13 protein-coding genes and 1 pseudogene are annotated in these 19,664 nt (G+C 74.1%); 5 read left to right on the top strand and 9 right to left on the bottom strand.

The window, feature by feature from the left end; genetic code table 11:
• Positions 1 to 18: 18 nt before the first annotated feature.
• The 4 genes from sucC to ABZ135_RS02790 form a co-directional block, all read right to left on the bottom strand.
• Positions 19 to 1,197, bottom strand: a complete 1,179-nt coding sequence (sucC, locus tag ABZ135_RS02805; protein ID WP_356691064.1) for an ADP-forming succinate--CoA ligase subunit beta — start codon at positions 1,195 to 1,197, stop codon at positions 19 to 21.
• A gap of 452 nt (positions 1,198 to 1,649) precedes the next feature.
• The gene (locus tag ABZ135_RS02800; protein WP_356691062.1) at positions 1,650 to 2,816 is read right to left on the bottom strand and encodes a VWA domain-containing protein; all 1,167 of its coding nucleotides are present in this window, start codon (positions 2,814 to 2,816) and stop codon (positions 1,650 to 1,652) included.
• Positions 2,813 to 5,206: a DUF5682 family protein gene (locus ABZ135_RS02795; RefSeq protein WP_356691060.1), complete on the bottom strand. Its 2,394-nt coding sequence runs from the start codon at positions 5,204 to 5,206 to the stop codon at positions 2,813 to 2,815. The genes ABZ135_RS02800 and ABZ135_RS02795 overlap by 4 nt, the downstream gene beginning before the upstream one ends.
• Positions 5,203 to 6,363 (bottom strand): AAA family ATPase, encoded by a 1,161-nt coding sequence (locus tag ABZ135_RS02790; protein ID WP_356691058.1) that lies wholly within the window; start codon positions 6,361 to 6,363, stop codon positions 5,203 to 5,205. Before ABZ135_RS02790 ends, ABZ135_RS02795 begins: the two co-directional genes overlap by 4 nt.
• Positions 6,364 to 6,490: 127 nt before the next feature.
• Between ABZ135_RS02790 and ABZ135_RS02785 the strand changes: the two are divergent.
• Together ABZ135_RS02785 and ABZ135_RS02780 are read left to right on the top strand one after the other, a co-directional pair.
• A pseudogene (locus ABZ135_RS02785) lies at positions 6,491 to 7,651 on the top strand (SWIM zinc finger family protein); the annotation flags it as partial.
• Positions 7,652 to 8,195: 544 nt separating this feature from the next.
• Positions 8,196 to 9,779 (top strand): DUF5691 domain-containing protein, encoded by a 1,584-nt coding sequence (locus tag ABZ135_RS02780; RefSeq protein ID WP_356691056.1) that lies wholly within the window; start codon positions 8,196 to 8,198, stop codon positions 9,777 to 9,779.
• A gap of 163 nt (positions 9,780 to 9,942) precedes the next feature.
• On the opposite strand, the gene ABZ135_RS02775 is transcribed toward ABZ135_RS02780, so the two are convergent.
• On the bottom strand, positions 9,943 to 10,350 hold the full coding sequence (locus tag ABZ135_RS02775) for a cobalamin B12-binding domain-containing protein (RefSeq protein WP_158989561.1): 408 nt from the start codon (positions 10,348 to 10,350) through the stop codon (positions 9,943 to 9,945).
• 238 nt (positions 10,351 to 10,588) lie between these two features.
• Here ABZ135_RS02775 and ABZ135_RS02770 point away from each other — a divergent pair, with 238 nt between their 5' ends.
• Complete coding sequence (locus tag ABZ135_RS02770; protein ID WP_356691054.1) at positions 10,589 to 11,434, top strand: alpha/beta fold hydrolase; 846 nt, start codon at positions 10,589 to 10,591, stop codon at positions 11,432 to 11,434.
• A gap of 231 nt (positions 11,435 to 11,665) precedes the next feature.
• Complete coding sequence (locus ABZ135_RS02765; protein ID WP_356691052.1) at positions 11,666 to 13,204, top strand: M23 family metallopeptidase; 1,539 nt, start codon at positions 11,666 to 11,668, stop codon at positions 13,202 to 13,204.
• A 71-nt stretch (positions 13,205 to 13,275) separates the two neighbouring features.
• On the opposite strand, the gene pcrA is transcribed toward ABZ135_RS02765, so the two are convergent.
• Both pcrA and ABZ135_RS02755 read right to left on the bottom strand, forming a co-directional pair.
• A complete protein-coding gene (gene pcrA / locus ABZ135_RS02760; protein WP_356691050.1) occupies positions 13,276 to 15,726 on the bottom strand; it encodes a DNA helicase PcrA in 2,451 nt (816 codons plus the stop codon).
• 133 nt (positions 15,727 to 15,859) lie between these two features.
• Positions 15,860 to 16,213, bottom strand: a complete 354-nt coding sequence (locus tag ABZ135_RS02755) for a hypothetical protein (RefSeq protein ID WP_356691048.1) — start codon at positions 16,211 to 16,213, stop codon at positions 15,860 to 15,862.
• Positions 16,214 to 16,558: 345 nt separating this feature from the next.
• On the opposite strand from ABZ135_RS02755, the gene ABZ135_RS02750 reads away from it, so the two are divergent.
• Complete coding sequence (locus ABZ135_RS02750; RefSeq protein WP_356691046.1) at positions 16,559 to 17,638, top strand: NlpC/P60 family protein; 1,080 nt, start codon at positions 16,559 to 16,561, stop codon at positions 17,636 to 17,638.
• 19 nt (positions 17,639 to 17,657) lie between these two features.
• On the opposite strand, the gene ABZ135_RS02745 is transcribed toward ABZ135_RS02750, so the two are convergent.
• The gene (locus tag ABZ135_RS02745; RefSeq protein WP_356691044.1) at positions 17,658 to 18,365 is read right to left on the bottom strand and encodes a response regulator transcription factor; all 708 of its coding nucleotides are present in this window, start codon (positions 18,363 to 18,365) and stop codon (positions 17,658 to 17,660) included.
• Positions 18,362 to 19,630, bottom strand: coding sequence for a PspC domain-containing protein (locus ABZ135_RS02740; protein ID WP_356691042.1), 1,269 nt, complete (start codon positions 19,628 to 19,630; stop codon positions 18,362 to 18,364). The genes ABZ135_RS02745 and ABZ135_RS02740 overlap by 4 nt, the downstream gene beginning before the upstream one ends.
• Positions 19,631 to 19,664: the final 34 nt, after the last annotated feature.

Raw genomic sequence — 19,664 nt, 5'->3', positions numbered from 1 at the left:
GCTGTTTGTCCTCGTCCCTTACTTCGCAGCCGCGAGCTCGGCGGCCTTGTCGGCCGCGCCGTCCATGGTGTCCACACGCTGCACGAGCGGGTGGTTGGCGTCCGAAAGGATCTTGCGACCCAGCTCCGCGTTGTTGCCGTCGAGGCGCACGACCAGCGGCTTGGTGACCTCGTCGCCACGGGAGGCGAGGAGCTCCAGAGCCTGCACGATGCCGTTGGCGACCTCGTCGCAGGCGGTGATGCCGCCGAAGACGTTGACGAACACGGACTTGACGTCCGGGTCGCCGAGGATGATCTCCAGGCCGTTCGCCATGACCTCGGCGGAGGCGCCGCCGCCGATGTCGAGGAAGTTGGCCGGCTTCACGCCGCCGTGGTTCTCACCGGCGTACGCGACAACGTCCAGGGTCGACATGACCAGGCCGGCGCCGTTGCCGATGATGCCGACCTCGCCGTCGAGCTTGACGTAGTTGAGGCCCTTGGCCTTGGCGGCAGCCTCGAGCGGGTTGGCTGCGGCCTTGTCCTCGAGCGCCTCGTGCTCGGGCTGACGGAAGTCGGCGTTGGCGTCCAGGGACACCTTGCCGTCGAGGGCGATGACCTCGCCGGAGGCGACCTTCGCCAGCGGGTTGACCTCGACGAGGAGCGCGTCCTCGGCGACGAAGGTCTTCCACAGGGTCACGAGGATCTCGGCGACCTTCTCGGCCACGTCGGCCGGGAACTTCGCCTGGGCGACGATCTCGCGGGCCTTCTCGATGTCGACGCCGTTGTTGGCGTCGACCGGCACCTTCGCCAGCTTCTCGGGGGTCGTCGCGGCGACCTCCTCGATGTCCATGCCGCCGGCGACGGAGGCCATGGCGAGGAAGGTGCGGTTGGTGCGGTCGAGGAGGTACGAGACGTAGTACTCCTCGACGATCTCCGGAGCGGTCTCCGCGATCATCACCTTGTGGACCGTGTGGCCCTTGATGTCCATGCCCAGGATGTCCGTCGCGCGGGCGACGGCCTCGTCCGGGGTGGCGGCCAGCTTGACGCCGCCGGCCTTGCCGCGGCCGCCGACCTTCACCTGCGCCTTGACGACCGACTTGCCGCCAAGCCGCTCGGTGGCCTCGCGCGCCGCCTCAGGCGTGTCGATGACTTCACCGGCCAGCACCGGTACACCGTGCTTGGCGAAGAGGTCCCTCGCCTGGTACTCGAACAGGTCCACGCGCGTCCCTTTTCTAGATGATCGCGGTTCGTTGTCTGCGTGGGCGTGCCGCGAAGGGCAACGTGACTGCGCTGTCACAAGGGAGGCGTACACGGTGTCCGTGGACGCGGCATGTCCGTCTCGCAGGTTATCCCCGTGGGCCGTGGGTCCCTAAATCGCAGGTCACAACGGAGCGGTGATACGGGTCACAGATCGTAGGGGTCGCGGGGCGTTCCGTAGGCCCGGGCACGGCCCCGACCGGCGGCCTCCCGGCAGGCCGCACGCGGGCACCCGGCTCCTCACGGCGCGCGGGGCCGCGAGGTGAGGGGCGACGGGGCCGGAGTGTGATATGGGCCTCAGTGACACGCGGGGCGTCCGTCCGGGTGGCGCCCCGGCGACGGATTCCGTACGGGCGGGGCGGCCGGTCCCGTACGGATTCCGCAGGTGGGCCCGCCCGCGAGCCGGTCGTCACGTCAGGCGGCGGGTATCGGCAGCGGGCGCTTCTCGAGGGCGGCGGCCATCACCTCGGGGAAGAGGTCGGGCGTGCAGGCGAAGGCCGGGGCGCCGAGGGCGGCGAGCGCGGCCGCGTGCTCCCGGTCGTAGGCGGGGGCGCCCTCGTCGGACAGGGCCAGCAGGGCGACGAACTGCACGCCGGACGCCTTCATCGCCGCGACCCGCTTGAGCATCTCGTCGCGGATGCCGCCCTCGTAGAGGTCGCTGATGAGGACGACGACGGTGTCGGCGGGGCGGGTGATCCTCGACTGGCAGTAGGCGAGCGCGCGGTTGATGTCCGTGCCGCCGCCGAGCTGGGTGCCGAAGAGGACGTCGACGGGGTCGTCGAGCTGGTCGGTGAGGTCGACGACGGCGGTGTCGAAGACGACCAGCCGGGTGGCGATCGCCCGCATGGAGGCGAGGACGGCGCCGAAGACGGAGGCGTAGACGACGGAGGCGGCCATGGAGCCGGACTGGTCGATGCAGAGGACGACCTCCTTTTTGACCGCCTGGGAGGCCCGGCCGTAGCCGATGAGCCGCTGGGGGACGACCGTGCGGTGCTCCGGCAGGTAGTGCGCGAGGTTGGCGCGGATCGTGCGGTCCCAGTCGATGTCCCGGTGGCGGGGGCGGCTGATCCGGGCCGAGCGGTCCAGGGCGCCGGTGAGGGTGGCGCGGGTGCGGGTGGCGAGCCGCTTCTCCAGCTCCTCGACGACCTTGCGGACGACGGCCCGCGCGGTGTCCTTGGTGGTCTCCGGCATGGCCTTGTTGAGGGACAGCAGGGTGCCGACGAGGTGGACGTCCGCCTCGACGGCCTCCAGCATCTCGGGCTCCAGGAGCAGGGTGGAGAGCCCGAGGCGGTCGATGGCGTCGCGCTGCATGACCTGGACGACGCTGCTGGGGAAGTACCTGCGGATGTCGCCGAGCCAGCGGGCGACGGAGGGCGCGGAGCCGCCGAGACCGGCCGAGCGCTCGCGCCCGCGCGGCGCCTTGTCGTAGAGGGCGGCGAGGGCGCCGTCCATGGCGGCGTCGGTGCCGGTGAGGGCGCGTCCGGTGCCGTCGGCGTCACCGCCGCCGAGCACCAGCCGCCAGCGGCGCAGCCGGTCGTCGTCGGTGGCGGTGGTGGTGGTCGGGTGCGGGGCGGGGGTCATACGGCTGCCTCCGTGCCGAGGATGAGGTGGAGGAGGGGCAGGACGGCGTCGGCGCGGGGCCCGTCGAGGTCCGCCGCGAAGCCCGGTATGCCGGCGGTCGCGGCGGAGCCGCCCGCGGCCGGCCCTCGGGCGACGAGCTCGCCGAGGGTGCGGCGCACACCGGGCTCGTACGCGGCGAAGGTCCGCCGCAGCAGGGGCAGCACGTCGGTGAACGCCTCGGCCGGTACGGCGCCCAGCCAGTCGTCGACCAGGCCGAGGAGCCGCTCGTCGTGGACGAGGAGCAGGCCGCCTCCGGAGGCGCCGCCGACGAACCCCTCGATCCAGGCGGCGGCGTCGGCGGGCGGTGTGCCGGGCGACAGCGCGAGCCCCATCAGCCGCGCGGCCTCCCCTTCGGGGAGCCGCCCCTCGTCCAGCAGCAACCGCGCCGCCCGCCCCCGCAGCACCCCCGGCACCCGCTCCCGCTCCACCAGCCGCCGCAGCACCCCGCCCCACCGCTCGGCCGGCCCCTCACCGGGACCGGCCGGGGCGTCGGCGGGGGCGGGGCGGTCCGGGAGGAGGGCGATCGCCGTGTGGACGGCGTCGATCCGGTCGCGCATGTCGGCGGCGGCGTCGGTGTCGAGACCCGTGCAGGCGGGGGGCAGGCCGACGCAGATGCGTTCGGCGAGGCCGGCGGCGACCTCGGCCAGGGCGGTCGTGTCGGTGGCGCGCACGTCGCCGTAGCGGAGGGAGCGGGCGAGGGCGGGCAGGGCCTGGGCGAGGTGGGCGACGTCCGCGTCGAGGGCGGCGCGGTCGGCGAGCGCGTGCAGGACGGCGGGCAGGGCGTCGCCGAGGCCGGCGAGCAGGCACTGCTCGGCGAGGGCGGTGACGGTCGCCAGGTCGTCCGCGGCGGCGGCCTGCGAGGCGGCCTTGGCGGTGGCCGCGGCCTCGACGGTGGTGCCCCAGACGCCCGCCTCGGCGACCTGCACATGGAGCTCCGGCTCCCAGCGCAGCCGCCAGCTCTCGCGGAACGTGCCGGTGGAGCCGCGGCCCGCGACGGGGGTGCCCCATCCGATGCCGAGCAGCCGGAGCCGGTGGAGCAGCCGGCTGCGGGCCGCGTCGTTGTCCTTGCGCAGGTCGAGTTCGAGCTCGCGCTCATGTGCCTCGGGCTTGAGGCGCAGTGCGCGCTGGAGCCGTTCGAGGTCGCGCTGGAGGGGGACGGCGGGGGCGCCGGGCGGGACGGTGCCGAGGACGTCGCCGACGACGAGGCGGTCGCGGACCAGGCCGAGGGGCACGTCGGAGCCGTCGCCCATGACGGCCGTGACGGCGTCGGTGGTCTCGCCGAGGCCGGGCAGCGGCCGGCCGCGCAGCACGGCGAGGGTGTCGGCGAGCCGCACGGCCTCGATGACATGGGCGGAGGAGATGGGCAGGTCCTCCTCCCTGAGGAGCCCGGCGACCTTGGTCATCCACCGCTCGACGGGACGGTCGGGGGCGGTGAACAGGTGCGCGTACCAGCCGGGGGCGTCGATGCCCGCGCCGTAGCCGGAGCGGCGGGCGAGGCGCCGGTGGGTCCAGGGCACCCAGGTCAGCTCGGTCTTCACCTTGGGCAGCCCCTTGAGGAGGGCGCGGTCGGCGGTGACCCTGCTCGCGCGGCGCAGGGCGGGCACGTGCCAGGCGCCGCAGACGACGGCCACGTCGTCACCGAACTCCTTCTGCGCGGCCCGCAGCCGGATCCGCATGTGGGCCTCGCGGACCAGGTCGCGGGGGTGGCCTCCGTGCCCGTACGCCTCGCGCAGCGCGCCCATGGCGTCGGCGAGGGCCTCGAAGGGGGCGAAGGGGTCGGCGGCGCCGCGCAGTTCGACGACGTCCTCCCACCAGCGCTCGGCGTCGTCGTATCCGGCGGCTTCGGCGAGCTCGGCGATGGGGTCGACGCGCAGGCCCTGGCCGGCGACCTCGTCCTCGTCGCCCCAGGTGGGGTCCGTGGCGGCGAGGGTGTGGGCGGCGGGCAGGTCGACGAAGCGGACCTCGGCGCCGTGGGCGAGGGCCCAGCGGAGGGCGACCCACTCGGGCGAGAACTCGGCCATGGGCCAGAAGGCGGCCCGCCCCGGGTCGTCCACGGCGTGCGCCAGCAGCGCGACGGGGGGCCGCATCTCCTCGTCGGCGGCGAGCGCCACCAGCGCGTCCGCTTCGGGCGGTCCCTCGATGAGCACGGCCTTGGGCCGGCCCGCCTCCAGGGCGGCGGCCACCGCCCGGGCGGAGCCGGGCCCGTGGTGCCGCACGCCGAGCACGAGGGGTCCGGCGGCGGGTGCGGGACCGGCGGACGGTGGGCGACCGGGGGTGCCGGGGGTGCCGGGGGCGGCGAGGCCGGCGGTGCGGGTGCGCGGCGTGACCGGGCCGCCGGTGGGCCGCGTCATGCGCTCACCTCGCGGCAGGCGCGGTAGAAGTCCTTCCAGCCGTCTCTCTCACGGACCACCGTCTCCAGGTACTCCTGCCAGATCACCCGGTCGGCCGCCGGGTCCCGGATCACGGCGCCGAGCAGGCCGGCGGCGACGTCGGCGGAGCGCAGCACGCCGTCGCCGAAGTGGGCGGCGAGGGCGAGACCGCCGGTGACGACGGAGATCGCCTCGGCCGTCGACAGCGTCCCGGAGGGCGACTTGAGCTTGGTGCGGCCGTCGGTGGTCACGCCGTCGCGCAGCTCGCGGAAGACGGTGACGACCCGGCGGATCTCGTCCACGCCCTCCGGCACGGCCGGCAGGTCGAGCGAGCGCCCGATCTGGTCGACGCGCCGCGCGACGATGTCCACCTCGGCCTCCGGCGTGGCGGGCAGCGGCAGGACGACGGTGTTGAAGCGGCGGCGCAGCGCGCTGGAGAGCTCGTTGACCCCGCGGTCGCGGTCGTTGGCCGTGGCGATGAGGTTGAAGCCGCCGACGGCCTGCACCTCCTCGCCCAGCTCCGGGATCGGCAGGGTCTTCTCGGACAGGATCGTGATGAGCGTGTCCTGCACGTCGGCGGGGATGCGGGTGAGCTCCTCGACGCGGGCGGTCATGCCCTGCGCCATGGCCCGCATGACGGGGCTGGGCACGAGGGCGCCGCGGCTGGGGCCGTGGGCGAGCAACTGCGCGTAGTTCCAGCCGTAGCGGATGGCCTCCTCGGGCGTGCCGGCGGTGCCCTGGACGAGGAGGGTGGAGTCGCCGCTGACGGCGGCGGCGAGGTGCTCGGAGACCCACGTCTTGGCGGTGCCGGGCACGCCGAGCAGGAGCAGGGCGCGGTCGGTGGCGAGCGTGGTGACGGCGACCTCGACGATGCGGCGGGGGCCGACGTACTTCGGTGTGATCACCGTGCCGTCGGGCAGCGTGCCGCCGAGCAGATAGGTGGCGACGGCCCAGGGCGAGAGGCGCCAGCGGGTGGGGCGCGGCCGGTCGTCCGCGGCGGCGAGCGCGGCGAGTTCGTGGGCGAAGGCGTCCTCGGCGTGCGGCCGCAGGGCCGTGGCGCGGGAGCCTTCGGCGGGGCCGGCCGTGGTGGTCGCCGCCGTGGTCGCGGTGGTCGCCGTGGTGTTTTCGGGCAGGGTCATGGGTCCCCCTCCAGATCGTTCGACCTGCTGTGCGATCCACGGTGCACCATGCCACTGACAATCGGCTCCGGCCGCGGGAAACCGCAGGTGGGAGGCGTTGTCAGTGGCGGCCCGTACGGTCGTTCGCATGACTGAGCAGGGGGTGCGCTGGACGGCGGAACAGGTGCTGGCTCTGGCTCCTGACGACGCGTCGCGCAAGGCGGGAAGCAGGCTGGGTGCGCCCGGGCCGTGGTCCGGGACGGGGTGCGACGGCCGGGGGGCCGTGTGGGGGCTGTGCGCGGGCAGCGGGAAGTCGCCGTACCGGACGGTGGTGGACACCACGGGTCCGGCGTACGCGTGCGGCTGCCCGAGCCGCAAGTTCCCGTGCAAGCACGCGCTGGGGCTGCTGTTGCTGTGGGCCGGCGGCGGGGTGCCGGAGGCCGGGGACGGGGCGCCGGACTGGGCGGAGACGTGGCTCGCGGGGCGGCGCGCGCGGGCCGAGGGCGCGCGCGACGGCGCGGACACCGGACCGGCCGACCCCGAGGCGGCGCGCCGCCGCGCCGAGCGGAGGGCGGCGCGGATCACCTCGGGCGCCGAGGAGTTGGAGCGGCGGCTCGCCGATCTGCTGCGCGGCGGGCTCGCCTCGGCCGAGACCGCGGGGTACGGCCTGTGGGAGGAGACGGCGGCCCGCATGGTCGACGCGCAGGCTCCCGGTCTCGCGGGCCGGGTGCGCGAGCTGGGGGCGATACCGGGGTCGGGGCCGGGCTGGCCGGTCCGGCTCCTGGAGGAGTGCGCGCTGACCCATCTCCTCGACCGCGCCTGGCTGTCCGCCGACCGGCTGCCCGGCCCGCTGGCGGCGACGGTACGGAGCCGGGTCGGCCTGCCGGCCCCGGCGGAGGGGCCCGTGCTGCGCGACCGGTGGCTGGTGCTCGCCCAGTACGACACCGGGGACAGCCGTCTGACGACCCGCCGCATCTGGCTGCACGGCCGGACCAGCGGCCGCACGGCCCTGCTCCTCTCCTTCGGCGCGGCCGGCCGGGCTCCTCAACTGGCGCTGCCGGTCGGCGCCGTGCTGGACGCCGCGCTGCGCCCGTACGAGGGCGGCGGGGGACTCCGCGCGGAGCTGCTCGACCGCTTCGGCCTCTCCCCCTCCACCACCCCGCCCCCCGGCACCTCCCTCGCCGACGCCCTCGCCTCCTACGGCCGGGCCCTCCAGGAGGACCCCTGGCTGGAGAGCTGGCCGGTCACCCTCTCCGCCGTCGCCCCGGCCCGCGCGGACTACGGCTGGCAACTGGCGGACGCGAGCGGCCGGGAGGAGACCTCGGCGCCGACGACCGGCGCGGATCCCGCGCCGACGGCACCGAAGGCCGCGAGCCCGGCGCCCCCGGCCGGTACGGCCCCTTCGGCCGAGGGCGGCGAGAGCGGCGAGGCCCACCGGGCCGGCGCGCCGCGGACCGACGGGCATCCGACCGGGGTCGTCTCCGACGTACCCCGCCCGCACACGGGCAACCCGGGCCGCGTCCCCGGCGACGACGGCCTTCCGGGTACGGGCCCCGCAGGCCCGGCCCCTTCGGCCGAGGGCCGCGAGCACAGCCCGGGACACGGGGGCCGGGGCGCGGGGGCCTCTGGGGGGCTCGGGCGGGGGGCCGTGCCGCTGAGTCGGGGGGCGCAGGGGGGTTCGGGGCTGTGGCGGCTGGTCGCCCTGTCGGGTGGGGCGCCGCTCACGGTGTTCGGGGAGGTGGGGCACCAGGGGTTCACCCCGCTGGCCGCCTGGGCGCCGGACTCGCCCGGCGAGACGGTGCCGCTGGTCTGACCGTCGCCGACCCGTTCGACACACACGTCTGGAGGAGTCCATGGACGCCTGGGAAGAGCTCGTCACGTCGGCGCTGCTGGGCACCGACCGGAAGCCGCCCGCCGGGAGGGCCGGGGACGCGGCGGCCGTCGCGCTGCTCGACGCGGCCGCCGTGCAGACCGTACGGCGCAGGGCGGGGCTGCGGCCCGGTCCTGCGGCGGCCCCGCTGGAGGCCGCGCCGGAGGACGACCGCAGGCCGCTGCCCGAGGCGGCCGGGTGCCGGCTGGCGCAGCTCCTCGCGGGCCGGGCCGCGCCCGCGCCGTCCGGGGGGCGGCGCGGGGCGGCACCGGATCTGACGGAGCTGCTGCCCCAGTGGCTGGCCGCCGCCAACGAGCACGGTTACCGCGCGCCGGCGGCCGCGCTGCCCGCGCTGCTCGACGCGGCCCGGGCCAGGACGGACCTGCGCCCGCAGGCGCTCGCCTTCGCCGGGCCGCGGGGCCTGTGGCTGGCCCGGCTCAACCCGGAGTGGAAGTTCGCGCTGCGCGGGGCGGGCGCGGGCGGCGCGCTGCCCGATCCCGGGGACCGGGACGCGGTCCTGGCCCTGTGGGAGGAGGGCCTGTTCGCGGAGCGGGTCGCGCTGCTCTCGGCCGTACGGGCCGATGACCCGGACCGCGGCCGGGAGCTGCTCGCCTCCACCTGGGGCACGGAGCGCGCGGAGGACCGGCTGATGTTCCTGGACTCGTTGCGGGCCGGGCTCGGCCCGGCGGACGAGGAGTTCCTGGAGGCGGCGCTGTCCGACCGCAGCCGCAACGTGCGGGCGACGGCCGCCGAGCTGCTCTCCGCGCTGCCGGCCTCGGCGCTCGCCGCCCGGATGGCGGAGCGGGCCGCGTCGTGCGTCTCCCTCGACCGTACGAAGGGGGCGGAGCGGATCGTCGTCGAGGCGCCGCACGAGTGCGACGCGGGGATGCGGCACGACGGTGTGGCGCCCACTCCGCCCAGCGGGCGCGGCGAGCGTTCCTGGTGGCTGGGCCAGCTCGTGGAGGCGGCGCCGCTGGACTCCTGGCCGGCGCGGTTCGGGGGGCGCGGTCCGGAGGAGATCGTCGCCCTGCCGGTCGCGGACGACTGGCGGGGCGAGCTGCACGCGGCCTGGTGCCGGGCGGCCGTCCGCCAGCGGAACGCGGACTGGTCCCGGGCCCTGCTCGGCTCTCCGGCGGCTCCGCAGGCCGCCGGCCCCGGCACGTCCTCGCTCGCGGAGCGGGCGCAGTTGCTGTCCACGCTTCCGGCGGAGGAGCGGGCGGTGTGGGTGGCGTCGTTCATAGCGGCCCACGGGCTGTCGGAGGCGTTCCAGCTTCTCGGCGTGTGCGCGGTGCCGTGGGCGGAGCCGCTGGGCGGGGCGGTGGTCGACGCGCTGGACATCGCCCGCGACGCGGGCAGCTATCCCTGGAGCTTCAGCGGGGTGATGGGCCTGGCCGAGCGCTGTCTGTCCCCGTCCGTCGCTCCCCAGCTCGCCGCGCTGACCGCCCTTCCCACCGAAGCGGAGGACGCCTCCCCCGGCGCCGCCGGGTACTGGTCGGAGGCGTTCCAGCGCCTGGTGTCCACCCTGGAACTGCGCGCCGCGATGCACGCGGAACTCGCCGGGCCCTGACCACCCGACCGGCCCACCACCTCCGAGCCCGGCCCACCGCCCCCGGAGCCCCCGGAGCCCCGGCCCACCGCCTCCGGGGCCCGGCACGGCGACGGGGCGGCCCGGGTCCGTGACCCGGGCCGCCCCGTCGGGTGGTCGTCGCCCGCCGGCGGAGAGACCGTCGTCAGGCGGCCACGCGCACGTTGGCGTTCACCCAGTCCACGATCGACGCGGTCGTCGCGCCCGGGGTGAAGATCTCCGCCACGCCCTTCTCCTTCAGCGGCGCGATGTCGGCGTCCGGGATGATGCCGCCGCCGAAGACCTTGATGTCCTCCGCGTCGCGCTCCTTCAGGAGCTCGAGCACCTTCACGAACAGCGTGTTGTGAGCGCCGGAGAGGATCGAGAGGCCGATCGCGTCGGCGTCCTCCTGGATCGCGGTGTCCACGATCTGCTCAGGCGTCTGGTGGAGGCCCGTGTAGATGACCTCCATACCGGCATCGCGCAGCGCCCGCGCGATCACCTTGGCCCCGCGATCGTGGCCGTCGAGACCCGGCTTGGCGACCACCACGCGGATCGGACCGGTCACACCCATCACTGCCTCCACATGCGACCCCCGCGCTTGATTGCCGGGGAGGTGAACGAACGTTATCGCCAGCATCCCGCACGGGACCGTTTCGCGGTGGGCAGCGAGGGGGAAATCACACGTGGGACATTGTTCGCTCCGCTGAGGAGCCGCCACGGGGTCGCCGTACCCCCGCGCCGCCGGCCGCACGGCCCGCGCCCGGCACGGGAACGCGGCGCACCGCGTACGGGACGGGACGGAGGCCGCGATGGCGCTCACCCCCACCGCACTCACCCGCCATATCTCCGGGCGCTTCCCCCTCCCGGCCTTCCGGAGCGCCGACCGGCTCGCCGACCGCGTGAAGGCGACGGCCCTGGATCTCGCGATCCTCGCCGGCCACCTGGTGCTCTATCCCTCCGGCCTCGTCGCGGAGCGCCGCGCCGCCGCGGACCCCGAGGCCGCCTCCACCACCCGCCCCGTCGTCCTGCTGCACGGCTTCGTCGACAACCGCTCCGTCTTCGTGCTGCTGCGCCGCGCCCTGGCCCGCCACGGCCGTGACCGTGTCGAGTCGCTCAACTACTCCCCGCTCACCTGCGACCTCCGGACCGCCGCCGAGCTGCTGGGCCGCCGGGTGGAGGAGCTGCTCGCCCGGACCGGGCACGCCGAGGTCGACCTGGTGGGGCACAGCCTGGGCGGCCTCATCGCCCGCTATTACGTCCAGCGCCTCGGCGGTGACGCCCGGGTGCGCACGCTCGTCATGCTGGGCACCCCGCACGCGGGCACGACGTTCGTACCGCTGGCCGACGCCCACCCGCTGGTGCGCCAGATGCGCCCCGGTTCGCCGGTGCTACGGGAGCTCGCGGGTCCGTCGTCGGGCTGCCGTACCCGGTTCGTGAGCTTCTGGAGCGATCTGGACCAGGTGATGGTGCCGGTGGAGACGGCCCGCCTCGACCACCCCGACCTGGTCGTGCACAACGTGCGGGTCAGCGGCGTCGGACATCTCGCGCTGCCGGTGCATCCCACGGTCGCCGTGGGCATCCTGGCCGCCCTCGACGACGGCGGGCCGGCGGCGGATACGGAGGGCGGGTCGGAGGGTTCCGCTTCGGTGGCCTGACGGACCGCCAGAGGGCCCGCCCGAGGTTCGCCGAAGGCCCGCCGAAAGGGCTCCGTTCTTCGAACGTTCTTCGAACACAGAGCCAAAGCTCTCTCCTCAAGCCGCCGAAAGACGGCCGATTGCCCGTTTCCTGGCGGCTCGAAACCCGCCGAAGATTGTCGGGCGCGCGTACCGCCGGGTACAGTCACGCCACTGCTTGACCCCCCTGCTGCCGAGGCGAGAGAGAAGTTGGTGAACGACCAGCACCCCCACGCCGGGTACGTCACGGACGCCACCCAGACCACGGGCAGCTTCGCCGTCGACCCACTGTTCGGCACCTATGAGACCGGCTACGACGCAGGTCAGGCTGGTTACACGGACTACTCGGCACAGTCCGGCCAGCACGGGTACAGCGGTTACACCGACTACAGCGGCCAGTGGGACACCGGTTCCCAGGACGCGTACACCGCCACCGGCCAGTGGGACGCCACCGCCTGGACCGAGGCGCAGCAGACCGGCCAGTACGAGGCGGCGGCCTTCGCCTCCCACGACACCACCGGCCAGTGGACGACGCCCACCTTCGAGACCGGTGCGTACGACGCCACCGCCTGGAACCAGGCCACGCCCGAGCCGGTCGTCCCGCACCAGTACACGCCGGAGCAAGCGCCCGAGCAGACCTCGGAGTTCACCTTCGAGTCGTCGTCCTACGCGTACGACCCGTCCTCCTACGAGACGGCCGCCTACGACACGGCCGCCTACGACGCGCAGGCGCACCCGCAGGCGGCGTACGACACGACCGCGACGTACGAGACGACCGCGGCGTACGACATGACGGCGACGTACGACACCGCCCCGTACGCGCAGCAGGAGCAGGACCTCGACGCGTTCCACAGCGCCGAGACCATGGTCGCCCTGGAGCTCGACACCGATCTCGACGGTGTCGACCTGGCCCACGACATCACCCCCGACGTCGCCCCCGAGGTCCCCGCCGCCGCGGGTGCCGCCGCCCGCCCCGTGCGCCGTTCCGGCGGTGGGGGCAGCCGCGGCCGGCGCCGTACGCCCGCCAAGCGGTCCGCGCTGCTGACCGTCGCCGTCCCGTCGGCCTGCGTCATGGGCGTCGCCGGCATCGCGGCCGCCTCGGTCAGCGGACTCACCGACTCCGGCGCGGAGGGCAAGGACGACACGACGTCCCTCGCCGCCGCCGACCCGGCCTCGGTCAAGCAGGTCGCCGCCAACAGCAAGCTGGACACGCAGCTCGCCGCGCTGAGCGCCGACGCCCGCGACTTCGGCGACCGTGCCAGCCGCACCCAGGAGCGCATCGATCTGAAGCTGCGCCAGGAGGCGGAGAAGAAGAAGCGCGAGGAGGAGGCCGCCCGCAAGGAGGCCCTCCGTCCGAAGTTCTGGCTGCCGGTGAAGCTCCACCAGCTCAGCGCCCGCTACGGCCAGTCCGGCGTCAACTGGATGTCGGTGCACACCGGCATCGACTTCCCCGTCCAGTACGGCACGCCCGTCATGGCCGCGACCGACGGCACCGTCCGCACGCAGTGGAACAGCGCCTACGGCAACATGGCGATCGTGACCTCCCCGGACGGCACCGAGACCTGGTACTGCCACCTCAGCAGCACCAAGATCCGCTCCGGCAAGGTCAAGGCCGGCGACGTCATCGCGTACTCCGGCAACTCCGGCAACTCCACCGGCCCGCACCTCCACTTCGAGGTCCGGCCGAACGGCGGCGCGGCGATCGACCCGCTGAGCTGGCTGCGCAGCCACGGTCTCGACCCGACGAGCTGACACCCTCCTCGCACGCCGAAGGGGCCCCGCCGATCACCGGCCGGGGCCCCTTCGCCGTAACGGCCGGTGCCCTACAGCTTCTCGACCGGCGCGTACCGCAGCAGCAGCCGCTTGGGCTTCTCGTCGCCGAAGTCGATCGTGGCCTGCGCGTCCGCGCCCACGCCCGTCACGGCCATGACCGTGCCGAGGCCGAACTGGTCGTGCGTGACCCGGTCGCCGACCTGGAGCGCGATCACCGGCTTGTCGTTCGTGCGCCGGGTGGCGAAGCCCGAGGGGCCGGAGCGGGTGCGGGACGAGGAGAGCGAGGAGGTGATCCCCGAGGTCGGCCCGGCGGGCTTGGCCATCGGGCCGGTCCGCTTCCACTCCAGATACGTGGCCGGGATCTCCTCCAGGAAGCGCGAGGCCGGGTTGTACGAGGGCTGGCCCCAGGCGCTGCGCATCGCGGAGCGGGTGAGATAGAGCCGCTCGCGGGCGCGCGTGATGCCGACGTAGGCGAGGCGGCGCTCCTCCTCGAGCTCCTTGGTCTGGCCGAGGGCGCGCATGTGCGGGAAGACGCCGTCCTCCATGCCGGTGAGGAAGACCACCGGGAACTCCAGGCCCTTGGCGGTGTGGAGGGTCATCAGGGTGATGACGCCGGAGCCCTCCTCGTCCTCGTCGGGGATCTGGTCGGAGTCGGCGACGAGGGCGACCTGCTCCAGGAACTCGGCGAGCGATCCGCCCTCTTCGCCGCGCTCCTGCTCGAACTCCAGGGCCACGGCGGCGAGTTCCTGGAGGTTCTCGATGCGGGTCTCGTCCTGCGGGTCGGTGGACGCCTGCAGCTCGGCCAGATAACCGGTCCGCTCGAGCACGGCCTCCAGGACCACGGCCGGTCCGGCGCCCGAGTCGACGATGGTGCGGAGCTCCTCCATGAGCGTGTTGAAGCGCTTGACGGCGTTGGCGGAGCGGGCCGCCATGCCATACGCCTCGTCGACGCGCTTGAGCGCCTGCGGGAAGGTGATCTTCTCGCGCAGCGCGAGGGCGTCGATCATCGCCTCGGCGCGCTCGCCGATGCCGCGCTTGGGGACGTTGAGGATGCGGCGCAGCGGCACGTTGTCCTCGGGGTTGGCGAGGACGCGCAGGTAGGCCAGGACGTCGCGGACCTCCTTGCGCTCGTAGAAGCGCACGCCGCCGACGACCTTGTAGGGCAGTCCGACGCGGATGAAGATCTCTTCGAAGACGCGGGACTGGGCGTTGGTGCGGTAGAAGACGGCGACGTCGCCGGCCTTGGCCTCGCCCGCGTCCGTGAGCCGGTCGATCTCGTCGGCGACGAACTGGGCCTCGTCGTGCTCGGTGTCGGCGACGTATCCGGTGATCTGCGCGCCGGCGCCGGCGTTGGTCCACAGGTTCTTGGGGCGGCGGGACTCGTTGCGCTCGATGACCGCGTTGGCGGCCGACAGGATCGTCTGGGTGGAGCGGTAGTTCTGCTCCAGCAGGATCGTGGTGGCGTCCGGGTAGTCCTCCTCGAACTGGAGGATGTTGCGGATGGTCGCGCCGCGGAAGGCGTAGATCGACTGGTCCGCGTCACCGACGACGCACAGCTCGGCGGGCTCCAGGTCCTCGTAGCCGGTGCCGACCAGTTCCCGTACGAGGGTGTACTGGGCGTGGTTGGTGTCCTGGTACTCGTCGACGAGGACGTGGCGGAAGCGGCGGCGGTAGTGCTCGGCGACGTCGGGGAACGCCTGGAGCAGGTGGACCGTCGTCATGATGATGTCGTCGAAGTCCAGGGCGTTGGCCTCGCGCAGCCGCGCCTGGTACATCCGGTACGCCTCGGCGAGGGTCTTCTCGAAGCCGTCGGCGGCCTGGTCGGCGAAGGTCTCCTCGTCGATCAGCTCGTTCTTCAGGTTGGAGATCTTGGCGCTGAAGGACTTCGGCGGGAACTTCTTCGGGTCGAGGTCCAGGTCGCGGCAGACCAGCGCCATCAGGCGCTTGGAGTCGGCGGCGTCGTAGATCGAGAAGGAGGAGGTGAAGCCGAGCTTCTTGCTCTCGCGGCGCAGGATGCGGACGCAGGCGCTGTGGAAGGTCATGACCCACATGGCGTGGGCGCGCGGGCCGACGAGCTGCTCGACGCGCTCCTTCATCTCGCCCGCGGCCTTGTTGGTGAAGGTGATCGCGAGTATCTGGCCGGGGTGGACGTGCCGGGTGGCCAGGAGGTGGGCGATGCGGTGGGTGAGCACCCGGGTCTTGCCGGAGCCGGCGCCGGCGACGATGAGCAGGGGTGAGCCGGTGTGGACGACGGCGGCGCGCTGCTGCTCGTTCAGCCCGTCCAGGAGCGCGGCGGGGTCCACGACGGGCCGGGGGGCGCCGTCGCGGTAGTACGCGTCCCGGGGGGCCGGAGGCACGTCGAAGCGGTCCCCGAAGAGGTCGTGCGGAACCTCCTCCGCGGCCGGGGCGCCGTGCTCGTCCTCGGGCAGGGGCGGAGGCTCCTCCGAGGAGTGGTTCTGGAGGCTCGCCAGGAAGCTGTCGTCAAAGAGGCTGTTGCTCATCGCCTCACGAGTCTAGGACGCCGGACTGACAGTCCGCTCCTGTCTCCCGAAGTGACCGGATCCTCACGGAAGGCGACGGCCCGGTTCGGGGTGACTTCGGACGCCCCGGGGTGTCCGGGGAGTCCCGGGCGGCTCAGACCCAGAGGGTGGCGATGAAGATGTTCGCCATGGTCAGGCCGCCGACCGCGCCGAAGAGGCCCTTGTCGATCCTCTCCTCGTCGCGCTTGACGTAGACGAGGCCGAGGATCACCACGAGGACGGCGAGCTTGATGCCGATCTTGAGGTTGTTCACGGTCTGGTCGTCGGCCTGGTTGAGGCCGACGAGGGCGACGCCGGTGATCAGCATGGTCAGGGCGCCGTGCAGCATCGCCGGGGTGAAGCGGGCCGTACCGGCCCCCATCGCCTTCATCTGGGTGAGGAATCCGCCGAGCAGGGAGGCGATTCCGATGATGTGCAGGGCGACGAAGACATGAATGAGTACGTCCATGGGGCGGAGCCTAACCGGGGCCATAGCACCGGCCTCCGGGCGGGTCCACCTTGTCCGGGGCTTCGGTCAGGCGGCCACCGGAAGCGCCGTCCGAGCAGGACCCGGCCCGAAAGAGAACGGTCCCGGAACGTCAACTGGCGCCAATAGCGGTCAACTCCCCGCAGCCGGCCGGCAGCCGGGCTTAGCGTCCTCCCCCAGGTGACCGGCTCCCCACCACCGCCGTTCCGCGGCGGTCGTCGGTCACCCCCGCCGAGAAAAACCGGCGGCGGCCCGTCTCCCCTGTGCGGGCCGCCGCCGGTCCCGGCGGGCAGCGTCCCCCACAGGGAGAGGATGTGACCCGCCCTCGTGGCAGCGCACCGCAAGCCCAAGCACTCCCCTCTCGGCGGCCGTGCCGCCCGCACCGCGGCCACCCTGGCCCTGACCTCCGCCGCCACCGCGACCGTCTTCGAGGGAGCCGGGCACGCCACGCCCCGTCCGACGCCCGCGCAGGTGAAGGCCCAGGTCGACCGGCTCTACGAGGAGGCCGAGGTCGCGACCGAGAAGTACAACGGGGCGAAGGAGCGGGCCGACCGGGCGCGGGCCGCCTTCGACCGGCTGCGCGACGAGGCCGCCCGCAGGACCGACCGGCTCAACCGCTCCCGCGAGGCCCTCGGCGCGTTCGCGGCCGCGCAGTACCGCTCCGGCGGACTCGACCCGGCGATCCAGCTCGCGCTCACCTCCGACCCCGACCAGTACCTGGAGCGGGCCGCGCGCGCCGAGAAGGCCGGGGACCGGCAGGCCGCGGCGGTCGCCTCCGTACGGCGTGAGCTGGCGGCCGTACGGCAGTTGCGCAGCGAGTCGGAGAGCCGGCTGCGGGAACTGAAGGCCCACGAGGCGGAGCTGCGGCAGCAGAAGACGGCCGTGCAGGGCAAGCTGGAGGCCGCCCGGACGCTGCTCGCGCGGCTCACCGCGCAGGAGCGGGCGCGCTACGAGGCCGCCGTGGCGGCCGGCGGCCACGGCGGTCACGGCGGGGGCTCCGGGGGCGCGGCGAGGGCCGACCGGGCCTCCACGGTCCGCGGGCCGATCGCGGCACCGACCGCGCGGGCCGCCGAGGCGATCGCCTTCGCGCGGGCGCAGATCGGCAAGCCGTACGTGTGGGGCGCGACCGGTCCGTCCGCCTACGACTGCTCGGGGCTGACCCAGGCGTCCTGGCGCGCGGCCGGGGTCTCGCTGCCCCGCACCACCTACACCCAGATCAACGCGGGCCGCCGGGTCTCGCGCTCCGAACTGGCCCCCGGCGACCTCGTCTTCTTCTACTCCGGCATCAGCCACGTCGGTCTCTACATCGGCGGCGGGCAGATGATCCACGCACCGCGCCCGGGCGCCCCCGTCCGGGTCGCCCCGATCGACGAGATGCCCTTCGCGGGCGCCACCCGGGTCGGCTGACGCGGCCACGGCCTCCCGGCTACACCAGGCGGCGGGCGGTCGCCCAGCGGGTCAGCTCGTGCCGGTTGGAGAGCTGGAGCTTGCGCAGCACCGCCGAGACGTGGGACTCGACCGTCTTCACCGAGATGAAGAGCTGCTTGGCGATCTCCTTGTACGCGTATCCCCGGGCGATCAGGCGCAGCACCTCCCGCTCCCGCTGGGTGAGCCGGTCCAGGTCCTCGTCGACGGGCGGCGCGTCCGTCGAGGCGAAGGCGTCGAGTACGAAGCCGGCCAGGCGGGGCGAGAAGACCGCGTCGCCCTCCTGGACCCGGAAGATGGAGTCGACCAGGTCGGTGCCGGTGATGGTCTTGGTGACATAGCCGCGGGCGCCGCCGCGGATCACCCCGATCACGTCCTCGGCCGCGTCGGAGACCGACAGGGCCAGGAAGCGGACCGGGTCCTCGGCCGCCGCCATGAGGCTCGCGCAGCGCCGCAGCACCTCGACACCGCCGCCGCCCGGCAGGTGGACGTCGAGGAGGACGACCTCGGGGCGGGTCGCGGTGATGACCGTGACCGCCTGCTCCACGTCGGCCGCCTCGCCGACCACCTCGACGCCGGTCACGTCGGTCCGGCCGATCTCGGCCTGCACCCCGGTGCGGAACATGCGGTGGTCGTCGACGAGCACGACCCGCACCCGGCGCCCCGTGCCCTGCGCCGCCTCGCTCCCGGTCCCGGTCTCGTCGCTCATCCGTCCGCCCTCTCCATCTCCAGCTCCACTTCGGTGCCCCCGCCCGGCACGGATCTGAGCCGCGCCGATCCGCCGTTGCGCTGCATCCGGCCGATGATCGATTCTCGTACGCCCATCCGGTCGTCCGGCACCGCGTCCAGGTCGAAGCCGGGCCCTCGGTCCTTGACGGAGACGAAGACCGTCCGGCCCTCCACCTCCGCGAAGACCTGGACCGGTCCGCCCTCGCCACCGTACTTGGCGGCGTTGACCATCGCCTCGCGCGCGGCCTGCATCTGCGCGCCCAGCTTCTCGTCGAGCGGGCAGTCGCCGACGACCACGACCTCCAGCGGGACGCCGTGCTTGTCCTCGACCTCCGCCGCGGCCCGCTTGACCGACTCGGCGAGGGTGGTGGGCTCCTCGTCCTCCTCCTTGCCGGTGCCCTCCGGCCGGTACAGCCAGTTGCGCAGCTCCCGCTCCTGGGCGCGCGCCAGCCGGCGGACCTCGCCGGGGTCCTCGGCGTTGCGCTGGATCAGGGTGAGGGTGTGCAGCACGGAGTCGTGGACGTGGGCGGCGACCTCGGCGCGCTCCTGGGCGCGGATACGCAGGGTGCGCTCCTCGCTCAGGTCCTGCGACATGCGGACCAGCCAGGGTCCGGCGAGCAGGGCGATGCCGGTGAGGACCGCGACGGCGGCGGTCAGCGCCGTGCCGAGCTGGGTGACGGAGCCGCGGACCACGAGGAAGACCGCGAGCCCGGTGCCGACCAGGGCGACGCCGACGAGGCCACGGACCAGTTGGAGGACGCGCCGGCGGCGGTCGGGGTCGGTCCAGCTCGCCCGGCGGGCGTTGTCGGCCTGCCGCCAGACGAGGACGACACCGACGCCGATCAGCAGGGACGGCCAGATGTAGCGGCCGGCCTGCTTGTCGACGTTGAGGTTGCCGATGAACGCGGTGATCCCGAGCGCCAGCGCGATCAGGGCGAAGACCTGGCCGCGGTCGGGCTTGCGGAGGCGTCTGCGGCCGTCCGGCATGGTCTCGAACACGGGCCGGGGCGCGGAGCGGCCGCCGACGCCGAGGGGGACGACGATCCAGAACACCGCGTACAGCAGCGCGCCGAGCCCGTCCGCGAGCATCAGGGCCACGAAGAACGCGCGGATCCAGATGACGGGCAGCCCGAGGTGCCCGGCGAGGCCGCGCGCGACACCGCCGAGCCACCGGCCGTCGGCGCTGCGGTAGAGCCTGCGCACGGGCGGTTCGTCGATGTCGGTGACACGAGCGGCTGCGGACATGTACCGATCGTCACACGTTCGGCCGTCCACGGAC

It is taken from the genome of Streptomyces sp. NPDC006339 (genome assembly GCF_040612775.1).
Taxonomy (GTDB): Bacteria; Actinomycetota; Actinomycetes; order Streptomycetales; family Streptomycetaceae; genus Streptomyces.
Note: the sequence above shows the minus strand (reverse complement) of the source record. Positions and strands in the feature narration are given on the sequence as shown.